The organism is Rossellomorea sedimentorum (assembly GCF_046237645.1).
Taxonomy (GTDB): Bacteria; Bacillota; Bacilli; order Bacillales; family Bacillaceae_B; genus Rossellomorea; species Rossellomorea sedimentorum.
Window position 1 is genome coordinate 3621454 of the sequence record NZ_CP143546.1, and the last position, 12376, is coordinate 3633829.

At 44.4% G+C, this 12376-nt stretch carries 12 protein-coding genes and 1 tRNA gene; 1 reads left to right on the forward strand and 12 read right to left on the reverse strand.

The window, feature by feature from the left end; translation table 11 throughout:
* Positions 1-32 precede the first annotated feature (32 nt).
* From V1502_RS17850 to V1502_RS17870, 5 genes are all read right to left on the reverse strand, one after another.
* Positions 33-1055: a sugar-binding transcriptional regulator gene (locus V1502_RS17850; protein WP_409251944.1), complete on the reverse strand. Its 1023-nt coding sequence runs from the start codon at positions 1053-1055 to the stop codon at positions 33-35.
* A 141-nt stretch (positions 1056-1196) separates the two neighbouring features.
* Positions 1197-1454 (reverse strand): glutaredoxin family protein, encoded by a 258-nt coding sequence (locus V1502_RS17855; protein ID WP_409251945.1) that lies wholly within the window; start codon positions 1452-1454, stop codon positions 1197-1199.
* Positions 1447-2733 carry an RNA polymerase factor sigma-54 gene (gene rpoN, locus V1502_RS17860; protein ID WP_409251946.1) on the reverse strand — a complete coding sequence of 429 codons (1287 nt, stop codon included), beginning with the start codon at positions 2731-2733 and terminating at the stop codon, positions 1447-1449. Before rpoN ends, V1502_RS17855 begins: the two co-directional genes overlap by 8 nt.
* A 168-nt stretch (positions 2734-2901) precedes the next feature.
* Positions 2902-3567: a DsbA family oxidoreductase gene (locus V1502_RS17865; RefSeq protein ID WP_409254385.1), complete on the reverse strand. Its 666-nt coding sequence runs from the start codon at positions 3565-3567 to the stop codon at positions 2902-2904.
* A 186-nt stretch (positions 3568-3753) separates the two neighbouring features.
* A tRNA-Arg gene (locus V1502_RS17870) sits at positions 3754-3825 on the reverse strand.
* Positions 3826-4333: 508 nt separating this feature from the next.
* Between V1502_RS17870 and clpP the strand changes: the two genes are divergently transcribed.
* Positions 4334-4933: an ATP-dependent Clp endopeptidase proteolytic subunit ClpP gene (gene clpP, locus V1502_RS17875; protein ID WP_044022699.1), complete on the forward strand. Its 600-nt coding sequence runs from the start codon at positions 4334-4336 to the stop codon at positions 4931-4933.
* 517 nt (positions 4934-5450) lie between these two features.
* On the opposite strand, the gene V1502_RS17880 is transcribed toward clpP, so the two are convergent.
* The 7 genes from V1502_RS17880 to V1502_RS17910 form a co-directional block, all read right to left on the reverse strand.
* Positions 5451-5708 (reverse strand): HPr family phosphocarrier protein, encoded by a 258-nt coding sequence (locus V1502_RS17880; protein ID WP_409251947.1) that lies wholly within the window; start codon positions 5706-5708, stop codon positions 5451-5453.
* Positions 5709-5737: 29 nt separating this feature from the next.
* Positions 5738-6685, reverse strand: a complete 948-nt coding sequence (gene whiA / locus V1502_RS17885; protein WP_409251948.1) for a DNA-binding protein WhiA — start codon at positions 6683-6685, stop codon at positions 5738-5740.
* An 86-nt stretch (positions 6686-6771) separates the two neighbouring features.
* A complete protein-coding gene (locus V1502_RS17890) occupies positions 6772-7752 on the reverse strand; it encodes a uridine diphosphate-N-acetylglucosamine-binding protein YvcK (protein WP_409251949.1) in 981 nt (326 codons plus the stop codon).
* Positions 7749-8642 carry an RNase adapter RapZ gene (gene rapZ / locus V1502_RS17895; protein WP_409251950.1) on the reverse strand — a complete coding sequence of 298 codons (894 nt, stop codon included), beginning with the start codon at positions 8640-8642 and terminating at the stop codon, positions 7749-7751. The genes V1502_RS17890 and rapZ overlap by 4 nt, the downstream gene beginning before the upstream one ends.
* Positions 8643-8659: 17 nt before the next feature.
* Complete coding sequence (locus tag V1502_RS17900) at positions 8660-9118, reverse strand: NUDIX hydrolase (protein ID WP_006836860.1); 459 nt, start codon at positions 9116-9118, stop codon at positions 8660-8662.
* Positions 9119-9586: 468 nt separating this feature from the next.
* A complete protein-coding gene (gene trxB, locus V1502_RS17905) occupies positions 9587-10537 on the reverse strand; it encodes a thioredoxin-disulfide reductase (protein WP_409251951.1) in 951 nt (316 codons plus the stop codon).
* Positions 10538-10720: 183 nt separating this feature from the next.
* Entirely contained in the window at positions 10721-12235 is a 1515-nt protein-coding gene (locus V1502_RS17910) for a tetratricopeptide repeat protein (RefSeq protein WP_409251952.1), read from the reverse strand.
* Positions 12236-12376: the final 141 nt, after the last annotated feature.

Consider the following 12376-nt stretch of genomic DNA (forward strand, 5'->3'; position numbering starts at 1 on the left):
AAGGAAATTCTAAAAATTTATTTCAAAAGGTATTACCCTTTTAAAAGCTCTTTCGCCGCACCTTCATCCGTTATGAGAATCGTAGAATGAGGCACGCTTTTGAAATAGGCTCTGATGGCCTTTGCCTTTGAACGGCCGCCTGCGACCGCAATGACATTTGACTTATCTCGCAGATCTTCCAGCTGCAGGCCGACAGTCGTCACTTTATGTACGACTTCGCCTTCTTCGTTAAAATAATAACCAAAGGCTTCTCCGACTGCATTTCCCGCCAGGATCTTACTCAGGGTCTCTTCACTGGTCCTGCGGCGTTCGGCCATTGTGACCGCATCCCCAATCCCGTGAAGGACGATGTTAGCTGACTTGATCAGACTCAAAACGTCCTTAATATCAGGCTCTTTGATGAATGACTTGTACACCTCGGTACTGACCTGGTCGGGGACATAGAGTACACGATGTTTAGCACCGGTTCTCTCGGCCATCTTTGCACATATCGTATTGGCTTGATTTTTCACATCTTCGCCAATACCGCCTCTTGCCGGAACGAATAATACTTCGCTTTTGGAGAACTCCGGTGTCAGCTTTTCAGCAACTGCCGCCATGGTAGATCCTCCGGTTACTGCGATGATATTATCTCCAGCCAAAAGGTTTTTCATACGTATTGCTGCTGATCTGCCTAATTCTTCTTTTACCCAGGGAGACTCATCACTATTCCCCGGAACGATAAATATTTCATGAAGATTGAGTAAAGACTTCAATTCCTTCTCCATGGAATCGATTCCCGTTATCTCCCTCATCATGTCAGCCGTCTTCCCCAGAAGCAATTCCCCTTCGGCTGTAATGATCATTCCTGAAGATTTAATCTCAATCAGATCCTGGTCTTTCAGGAATTCCACTTCACTTCTCAGGACTCTTTCGGTCATCCCGAGCGACTGGGCAAGGCTTCTCCTTCCGACAGGCTGCATCAATCGGACCGATTTAAGAATCTGATGTCTTTTTTGCATAACCTGGAGCAGGTCTGGTAATAATCGTTTTTGTATATCAATGATTGATTCCATCAAAAAGCCCCTTCAAGTTATTCAGCTGGACTCCATACGTCCCTCTTAGACATATTATGTCCCACTTGCCGCAAAAAAAAATTCATCCCTGCTTTCAAGGTAAGTTTAGCAAGGGATGAACCAAATTTCAACTATAAAAACTTAAGATTTTACTTGTAAACGTTTACTTACTGTAAAATAATCAATTTGCCCATACTGCACGATTTCACCGTCTATCTCGACCACCGGAATCATGAGGCCGAATCGCTCTGTCAGCTCGTCACTTTCATCGATATCGTGTTCATTCAGTATGAAGGGGATATCTTCTTTAACAAGCTTCAGCATAAGCTTTGCATCCTCGCACAAAGGACATCGGTCTCTCGTGTAAAAATTCACCTCGGGCAGGTTTTTGTCATTCATATCGTTTTCTCCTTGTGGACGAAGGGATATTGAGTTGATCTCTGTACTTCGCCACCGTTCTTCTGGAAACATTCAATCCTTTGGCCTCCAGCTTCCCGGCAATCGCCTGGTCTGACAATGGCTTCTTCTTATCTTCAAGGTTGACCAACTGCATAATTTCCGCCTTGATTCCTTGTGAAGAAACGGCATCTTCATCTTTTCCAACACCGCTTACAAACAAAGCCCTCATCTCATATGTCCCAAACGGTGTACCAATGTACTTCCCTCTAACTGCCCTGCTGATAGTAGACTCATGCACTCCTATTTTCTCCGCCACTTCTTTTAATGTCAAAGGTTTAAGCTCCTTTGGACCGTATCGGAAAAAACCTTCCTGCTTTTCAACAAGGCACTTCCCAACTTTTATCAATGTGGTCTTGCGCTGGTCGAGCATCTTGAGAAGCCATTGAAATTCCTGCTTCTTATCCCGGAGAAATTTCAACCCATCTTTATCCTGTGAAGAGGCTATTAATTCTTCATACCCTCTATTGTATTTGATTTTCATCACACTGCCGTCGACTAATTCAACTACCAGTCCATCTTTTCTGTGGGTGACAACCATTTCCGGACGGATATACTGAGGGCCCTCTGATGTGAACCTGGCACCCGGACGGGGGTTCAGTTTTTTTACATAATCTGCTGCCGCTTGGATATCAGCAAGTGTGATTTCCAGCTCTTTCGTAATTCTTTTCCATGTCTTTTCACAAAAATCAACAAAGTGGTTTTCAATGATTGACTGGGCATGTTCCGGGGCATCTTTGTCCCTCTGTATTTGCAGGAGGAGGCATTCCTTCAGGTTTCTGGCCCCGATTCCAGCTGGTTCCAAGTCCTGAAGCAGATCTATATAGGTTGATAGATTGGGAATATCGAATAAACCTTCTACATTGGTCGGCAAATACCCATTCTCATCCAGACTGTCAAATAAAAGAGACAGCGCATGACGGTCTTGACGGGTAAGCGTTTTCAAATTTAATTGCGAAGTAAGGTGTTCCCATAATGAGTGCTGCTGCACAGCCACCTCTTCAATCCAGTCGATACTCATCCCATTGTTTTCCCGTTTTCTATTCCGTTCCTCGTAAGGAACAGATTCAAGCTGAAGAAGCGGATTCTCCATAGCTTTGCTTTCCAAATACGCATTCAATTCCTGGGAGGAATACTGCAGCAATTCAATCGCCTGTGTCAGCTGCTGAGTCATATTCAATTTCAATGATTGCCGCTGCCATAATCCGGTATTGAGCTTCATTCCCGATCCCTCCTCTTCTTATTTTACAACAGAAAAGGGAGGGAGTGTATGGAAATAAGTAGATTTGGGAGGGAATTATATGGAGGTACGATATATAAGGAATGTATGCAAAAATAAAAACCAGCTCGAATTCCTCTTATCAGGAAAACGAGGCTGGTTTTTTTAGCCTTACTTTTTAGGAATCTCGCAGCCATTTTCATCACAGATCACACCGTCTTCATTGTCGCTGTTCAAAACGGTAATTTTATTTTCGTCTTCTGCGATTACTTTTTTCAAAGCCTGCACAAACACCTCTGTCGGCTGTGCACCGGTGAGAGCATATTTTTGATTGATTAAATAGAAAGGTACACCCGACACGCCAATCTGCTGTGCAGCCTGCTCGTCGGCACGGACGGCGTCTGCCATCTCGTCACTGGCCAGCATCTTCTCAACAGCTTCACGCTCCAACCCTACTTCAACTCCCAGTTCAGTAAGGGTCTCATGATCCCCTATATGTCTGGACTCAGTAAAGAAAGCACGCAAAATACGCTCGGTCATCTCTATCATCAGACCCTTTGTTTTAGCAAACATCGTTAAACGATGAGCATCAAAGGTATTGGTCAGGATCATTGTATCCATGTGATACTCCAAGCCAGTTTCTTTCGCCATGTTCACCATGTTTTGCGTATTCGCTTTGGCTTGATCTATACTCATGCCATATTTCTTGGCAAGTTTCTCATATATGTTTTCTTTAATGTCCCGCTCCGCTGTCGGATCCAATTCGAAACATCTGTATGTCACTTCGATTGGGTGGTCAATCTGCTTGATGGCGTCCTCCAGACGCCTTTTGCCAATATAGCAGAATGGTCAAGCGAAGTCTGTCCACATTTCAATGTGCATGTTAATCCCTCCAAATCATTATTCATCTATAGTATAGATTGTGCGACTGGATTTTACACGGAATCTGCTTTACAGTGTGGTGTGCAATTAAAAACATAAAAAGGCTCCCACGCTGAAATTCAGCGCAGGAGCCTTTGGTAACGCCCTCGGAGGGAATCGAACCCCCATTTTAAGAACCGGAATCTTACGTGCTATCCGTTGCACCACGAGGGCACGCTGTACGACAAGCGTACGATATCCTATTATAGTCCAGAAACCTGGGAAATGCAATAGGTTTTGAGGAACAAGGTCAGGATTTCAGGAAAGCCTGGCTATGGTTTATAGAGATCAGGAGACTTGTCTACGTATTGGCTGTAAAGTGACTTAGCCGGTCCAATGAGATTCAACACCTGATTCATCAGCACATGAGACTACTACCAGCAATTCGTTGATTGGAGAGGAAGGTGGCCGCTCCGCGGAGTCGGTCGCGTGTAGCGGAAATCATTGCGGGATTTTTGTAGAAGATTTTCTTGAAAGAAAAACAAACAATAATCTTTTATTCATATTTAGCATAGTTTAAAAAAGGAATGGATGGGTATCATGTAGAAAGGATTGTCGAGGGAAAAATTAGCTTTAAGAGGGTTAATTGTTTGACCTTTATTGACCAACTGGTGTATTATATCAGTACATAAAGATTTGTATGTTTCAAACATAACATTAAATGATCGAAGGAGGAAATAAGATGAACTTAATTCCGACAGTTATTGAACAAACAAACCGCGGTGAGCGTGCGTACGACATATACTCCCGCTTGTTGAAAGACCGCGTTATCATGCTGGGAAGCGGCATTGATGATAATGTTGCCAACTCCATCGTTGCGCAATTGCTATTCCTTGAATCAGAGAATCCTGAAAAAGATATTTCCATTTACATCAACAGCCCTGGCGGAAGCATCACAGCTGGTATGGCTATCTATGATACAATCCAGTACATCAAGCCTGACGTACAAACTATCTGTATCGGTATGGCTGCATCAATGGGTGCCTTCCTTCTCGCTGCAGGGGCAAAAGGAAAGCGCCTTGCCCTTCCTAATGCTGAGGTCATGATCCATCAGCCGCTTGGAGGAGCACAAGGTCAAGCGACAGAAATCGAAATCGCTGCAAAGCGTATCTTGTTCTTGCGTGAAAAGCTGAACCAGATCCTTTCTGACCGTACTGGCCAGCCCCTTGAAGTCATTTCAAAAGATACAGACCGTGACAACTTCATGACAGCGGAAAGAGCGCTTGAATACGGGTTGATCGACCGCATCATCACTAGCAACGAAATGAACGAAAATAAATAACCTGCCTTATGGAAGAGCATCTGTTTAACAGGTGCTCTTTTATCGTTCATCATGCGGTAGATTTCCTAACCAGTTTGGGATAACCCTTTTGTATCCTAGGCGCTACCGATTTGCATTTTTTCTAATTCCCCACCCCCCTAGACTCCCTTTGGCTACTCCGATTCTCTTTTCTTCCGGAATCCACAACCCCATTGACTCTCTTTGACTACTCTGATTCTCTTTTCTCCTGAAATCCACAACCCCATTGACTCTCTTTGACTACTCCGATTCTCTTTTCTCCTGAAATCCACAACCCCATTGACTCTCTTTGACTACTCCGATTCTCTTTTCTCCTGGAATCCACAACCCCATTGACTCTCTTTGACTACTCCAATTCTCTTTTCTCCCGGAATCCATAACCCCATTGACTCTCTTTGACTACTCCGATTCTCTTTTCTCCCGGAATCCACAACCTTACCAAGCACCGAAATATGACCCCAAAATAAAAACCCCACCTTATAAAAGATGGAGTTCTAAATCAATTTTCTTTTTGCACGAAGTCAGTGAGGTGTTTTACCGCTTCTTCTTCATCAGTGCCGTCTGCAATCAGTGTGATTTCTGTTCCTGAGCTTACGGCCAGGCTCATCAATCCCATGATGCTTTTGGCGTTGACTTTCTTGCCGTTTCTTTCAAGGAATACTTCTGATGAAAACCGGTTGGCTTCCTGCACGAATAAAGCCGCTGGGCGGGCCTGCAGGCCAGTTTTTAATTTTACCTCTACTTTTTGTTCAATCATGCTCTTTCTCCCCTTTGTCCATATATAAATTAATGCTTTACTTTTTCTCCGCTGCGCAGTTTGTCCGCGATTTCGTCTATTTTTCGGAGTCTATGGTTGATGCCTGACTTACTGATGGTTCCCCCTGAAACCATTTCCCCCAGCTCTTTCAATGTGACATCTTGATAAGTGACTCTCAGCTCGGCAATTTCCCTTAGTTTGTCCGGCAGGATTTGCAGTCCGGCTGTCTGCTCTATAAAGCGGATGTTTTCAACCTGCCGCAGTGCCGCGCCTATTGTTTTGTTCAGATTGGCTGTTTCACAGTTTACAAGCCTGTTGACCGAGTTTCTCATATCCCGGACGATTCGGACATCTTCAAACCTCAGCAATGCGCCATGAGCACCTACCACATTCAAAAATTCGGTAATTTTTTCTGCCTCTTTAAGATATGTGATGAACCCCTTTTTGCGTTCCAATGTTTTACTGTTCAAATCAAAGCTGTTCATTACCGCTGAAAGGGCTTCATTATGCTCTTGATACAGCGAGAAGATTTCCAGATGGTAAGAGGACGTCTCCGGGTTGTTGACCGACCCTCCGGCCAGGAAGGCACCACGCAGGTATGAACGGCGGCAGCATTTTTTTTGAATGAGCTGTGCAGAGATATCATGTATGATGGTAAACCCTTCACCAAGGATATGAAGATTCTCTAGAATTTCTTTTGTGTCTTCGTTGAGGCGCACGATATAGATGTTATTCTTTTTCAGCCTCATTTTTTTGCGGACCAATAGCTCAACAGGTGTATCATAGTTTTTCTTTATTAACGAATAGATTCGTCTTGCAATCGCTGCATTCTCGGTCTGGATATTGACGATCAGGGATCTGTTCGCAAAGGACAGTGATCCATTCATCCTTATCAAAGCAGACAATTCAGCCTTCGAGCAGCAATCCTTCAGGTCGAGATTGGTTAATTCTTTTTTGGTTACGGACGCAAACGACATCTCTTCACCTCCCTAAGACAAACGCTTGCATTCCATGCGTCAGCCATGCCGTTCTTTTCACTGACATAGACAGTGTTGTATTTATTTTATTCGATACTTCTTAAATGGGGTTTATTGATAAGGGAAAAAATAATCTCAGCCACTTTTCCTGTATCATGGCGGATGACCCCGTCATAGTAAGAGATGATTTCATCTTCTATCACTTTGAGTCCCATTGAAGACAATCGCTCAAAATCAAATATAACCGGTTTGGCCATTTCTTCTTCGTAACGGGCTTCAATTTCCTGAGGAACTTGTTCATTGTTAACAATGACCGTGTCAATGAATCCGTCATGGAGATGATCGTAGATAGCCTGCACGTGATCGCTGGCAGTGAAATCGAGTGTCTCTCCCGCCTGTGTCATCAGGTTGCATATATACACTTTCCTAGCTTTGGAATTGCTGACTTCTTTTCCGATTTCCGGGACCAGCAGGTTTGGCAGGATGCTTGTGTATAAGCTCCCTGGACCGATGACAATTAAATCGGCTTCCCGGATGGCACGGATCGTTTCCGAGACCGGAATGATCGTACCGGGAGTCAGGAATACCCGCTTGATCTTTTTACCGGAAAAAGGGATCTTTGATTCGCCTGAAACAATCGTCCCGTCTTCCATTTCTGCATTAAGGACAACACTTTGATTCGCAGAAGGAAGGACTTTTCCTTTGACATTCAGGACTCTGCTCATTTCCTGGATAGCATGAACAAAGTCACCTGTGATTGAGGTGAACGCCGCCAGGATCAGGTTTCCAAGTGAATGCCCTGACAACTCATTGGATGTTTCAAACCGGTGTTGAAACATCTGCTCAATCAAGGGCTCAACCTCTGACAAGGCCGCAATGACATTACGGATGTCACCGGGCGGAGGCACATTCAGGTCATCTCTCAGACGCCCTGAACTTCCCCCATCATCCGCCACCGTTACAATGGCTGTTATATCTAAAGGATATGTTTTTAGTCCTCTGAGAAGAACAGGCAGTCCCGTTCCGCCGCCAATGATGACTACCTTTGGTTCATTGTTTTTCTTCATGACAGCTGTTCCCGTTTCTTTTTGATATCCCTGTGCGTAATCTTCGTGCTGTAGTCATTTTCAAAATAATGACCGATGTACTCCGCCAATGCAACCGATCTATGCTGGCCGCCTGTACAGCCGATGGCGATGACAAGCTGGCTTTTTCCTTCACGCTTATAATGCGGCAGCATGAACGTGAGGAGATCCGTCACTTTTTCAAGGAACTTCTGGGTTTCGCTCCATTTGAGGACATACTTAGAAACGTCTTCTTCCAACCCGGTTCTTGGTCTCATATGCTCTATATAATGCGGGTTCGGCAGGAATCTGACATCGAACACCAAATCAGCATCAATCGGGATGCCGTGTTTAAAGCCGAAGGAGATTACATTGACGGTGAAGATAGAACGTTTATTCACGGAGAATTCCTCGAGGATTTTTTCCCTCAGCTCTCTCGGCTTCATTGCTGAAGTATTGTAAATCGTCTGTGCACGGCCTTTTAATTCTTCCAGGAGCATCCTTTCCTGCTTGATCCCTTCCATCGGCAAGCCGGATGGAGCAAGCGGATGGGAACGACGCGTCTCTTTATAGCGCCTGACGAGAGCTGAATCATCTGCATCAAGATAAAGGATTTGCGGTGTCACCCAGGAAGTTTCCGCCATATCATCAAGTGCCTGAATCAGATGATCAAAAAACTCCCGTCCTCTGAGGTCCATTCCCAAAGCGACTTTGTTCATCTTGGTCCCTGAGTCTTTCATCAATTCAAGGAATTTAGGAAGGAGAGTGGGCGGTAGGTTATCCACACAGAAAAACCCTAAATCTTCAAAACTTTGAATGGCAACGGTTTTGCCTGCACCGGACATGCCGGTGATGATTACCAATTGGCCATCATTCGTCGAACCTGTACTCATTTTCTCTTCCCCCTTGATTAACTTGGATCCAGCTTATAAGCGAGCAATTGGAAGTCTGGTGTGTATGTAAAGGTACCGTAAATGGTTCCTTTTCCATGTACCATGTATTCCAGGATGTGGCGGTCCCCTTCTGCCATAGGCAGGTTCTTGATTTCTTCGAGGTCGTGCCACTCCAAAATTCCCTCTTCACACTCTGTAAGGTTGACTCCATCCGCTTCAGTAGCAAAAAAGGTGAACATCATCCACTCTGAAACGATCTTGTCGCCGTCTTTTATAATAAAGGTGAAAATCCCTTTGACATCAGCATTGCGCAGGTAAATTCCTGTTTCTTCGCGATACTCCCTGATGACAGCATCACGAATCGATTCCCCCTGCTCCATTTTTCCGCCTGGGGCAACCCACCAGTTTCTCCGCGGTTTCTGGAGGAGAAGAACTTTATCTTCATTCATGTATAGACAATTTGTCACTCGCTGCATTCATTTCACCTCAAGCTTTACATCTGTTTGCGTTGCTTTTTATTATACTATGATTGTACCTCTCCTACAATGTTCGAACATTTACCATATGCTTTAATCCTTTAAAGCACGAAGAGGGACAGTCCCCTTTGACGCATTAACGCGCTAAGAGGGACTGTCCCTCTTAGCGCGTTAATGCGATAAAGGATTTTGAGCAAAAAAAAAGAGACACAGGCGGTTCCTGTGTCTTAAAAGGGATTTATTTCTTAAAAGGGGGTCAATTTCTTATTATCTATGATACCCGGAATGTGTTTCACTAGTGTTACAGTTCGTTTAAGGTGTGATTACGGATTGTTAATTATTCCTAAACAAAATTCTATATTTTTAGACAAGGTTTGTCGAAAAAGAAGAGCCCTTGAACTTCAAGGGCTCTTCCAGGTTTCCTCCATATAGCGGCAAACAACTTTCGACAAGCTGTTTTTCGACGAATTACTTCTTTTCCGCTAATTTTTCGGCAAGTTCTTCAACATAATGCTGTGCGGATTGGGCAGCGATACTTCCGTCGCCCGTTGCCGTGACGATTTGGCGCAGCATTTTTTCCCGAACATCACCCGCAGCAAAGATTCCAGGAATCTTTGTCTCCATTCTGTCGTTCGTTTCGATATAACCCATATCGTTCGTGATCCCAAGATCTCTGAACGGTTTCGTTAATGGAAGCATGCCGATGTAAATGAACACCCCGTCCGCTTCAAATGGTTTTTCTTCACCGTCTTCAGTGGAAACCAAAGTGACGCTGCCGACTTTTCCGTCCTTCTCGTTGATTTCTTTTACGGTATGGTTCCAGATGAAATCAACTTTCTCGTTATTGAACGCACGGTCCTGAAGGATTTTTTGGGCACGAAGCTCGTCGCGGCGGTGGACAATTGTCACCTTGTTTGCGAAACGTGTAAGATACACACCTTCCTCAACGGCAGAATCTCCTCCGCCTACAACAACAAGGTCTTTCCCTTTAAAGAAAGCACCGTCACAAACCGCACAATAGGATACACCGCGGCCGCCAAGTTCATTTTCACCAGGCACGCCAAGTTTTTTCCACTCTGCTCCTGTAGAGATAATCACAGCACGGGCTTTGTATTCTTTAGAACCTGCTTTGATCGTTTTGTATTCTTCACCGTCTACAATTTCCTTGATGTCGCCATATGCATATTCAGCACCGAATGCTTTAGCATGTTCAAACATCTTGTTAGAAAGGTCCGGTCCAAGGATATGATCGAAACCAGGATAGTTTTCAACTTCCTCCGTATTGGCCATTTGGCCGCCGGGGATACCGCGTTCCAGCATTAATGTAGAAAGGGCTGCGCGGGACGTATATACTGCAGCTGTCATACCAGCTGGACCGGCGCCAACGATAATGACATCATAAATTTTTTCTTCTGACACAATGAACACTCCTTTAAACGAAGTCTGTTTTACAGAATGATTTTTCATAAAAAAAGAAAGAGCACACTGACCACTCAATCTTTATTTTCCCTTCGCTCATCTCTGTAATCCTACTATTTGTAGTATTTCCTATCTATCCATATCCTATAAAAAGAAGAGCATATTCGTCCATGAATATGCTCATTACTGAAGATAGGCTTCCACTGTTTCCAAGTATTTGGTCAGGGTCCCTGTGGTGATTCCATATTTACCTGAGATCAATGTCTTGGTCTTCTTATCTCCTCTTAATCTGTGCCAGATATATTCGGTTGCAGCTGCACATGCTTTAGCGTTTTTTAGCGATTTTTCCGCTTCAAGCAATTTGCATGCAATACTGAACCATGTCAGGAATAAACCGGAATCCACCGCATTGATCGGTTGATGGATTTCGTACATCGCCAGTGCCGTTTCATGGATATGCTTAATCACCTTGCTGCCTTTGATGGCTTTTCTGGAGTCTGCTTTCAGAATTTCGGCAAGGTACAGTTTTTCGGAAAGAGAAAAATCGTCCACTGCCCCAAAATCTGTATGAGTCAGCACATCTTTTTGGTGCTGAGATACCGAAATCAGGAAGAGACCGAACAGCCTCTCTTCAGCATATTCGCTCTTTAACTTTTTCAGGATGGAAGTGACGTGATTTTCAAACCCTTCGATTGGCGGATTCTCATCATTCCAAGGCTCGGCTCCTGCTTTTTCAGGGTTCTCTTCCAGCACTCTTTTCCAAGCCTGCTCTGCCGTCTGTTCATGCCCTGTATGATAAGCGGCATGTGACAGCCAGTAGTAAAAACTCGCATCTCCCTGAAATCCAAGCTTTTGCAGGGATTTCAGCCACTCGTATGCTTTTTCGTTACGGCCGATCAAGGCGAAGGTGGCTCCAAGTTTGTATCGCTGCTCATAGTGGAACGGACGGATTTTCTCCAATCCTTCCATTAATTCCTCCAGCTCGTCGTGTCTTTGCTGGTAAAAATAAAAGACGGCCATGTTGCAGAGTGCATGAAGATTCCCTGGGTTTTTCTCCAAGACTTCTTCAAGCGTTGATGCCGCTTTTTCGGTTTCTCCCAGGTAAAAATACGCAAGAGCCAGGTTGTTATAGGCAGACCAGTACTCAGGAAAGTCCTTGATCACTTTTTCCAAAAGGTCGACTGCCTTTTGGAAGTTGCCTGATTCCAGGAGGTTTCTGGCCTTATCCTGGTTCGCAATCAGCTCATCGTGCTCATATAGCGTATCCAGTGCCTCATCTGAATCAAGCTCAAGGATTTCAAGCAGTTCTTCCGCATCTTCACTGAATTCCCCGTACTCTTCTTTTTCTAAATAGTTCGTGACATGCGTATAGGCTTCCTTGAACAGGCCAAGGTGTGCATAATTATTGGCCAAGAAATAATGACATTCGATCATGTGCGGATCCAGGCTGTCTACAATCAAGTGCAGCAGCTGGTTGGATTGTTTATATTCACCCATTTCCGTGTGGACGATGGCCAATTGGCAGGCGATCATCGGCTCCAACGGCTCAAGCTGAAGGGCGCGGTTAAGATATTTTTTCGATTTATTTAATTCCCTGCGGTGGTAAGCCTTGATTCCTTTGTTGAAATAGTACTCACCAGTGGGTACGAATGATAAAATTTTGCTTTTATCGTTTCTTGCATTTGAACCTTTTCTCATGAAAGTCCTCCGAAACGTATAGATTAACTACAGTAGTATAACACACATATTTAAGTTCCTAAACCACCGGAGGAGGATATTTACTGGAAATAAGCGACGTGAGATGATTTCCGCTCCAGGTGTACGACTCCGCGGGGCGGG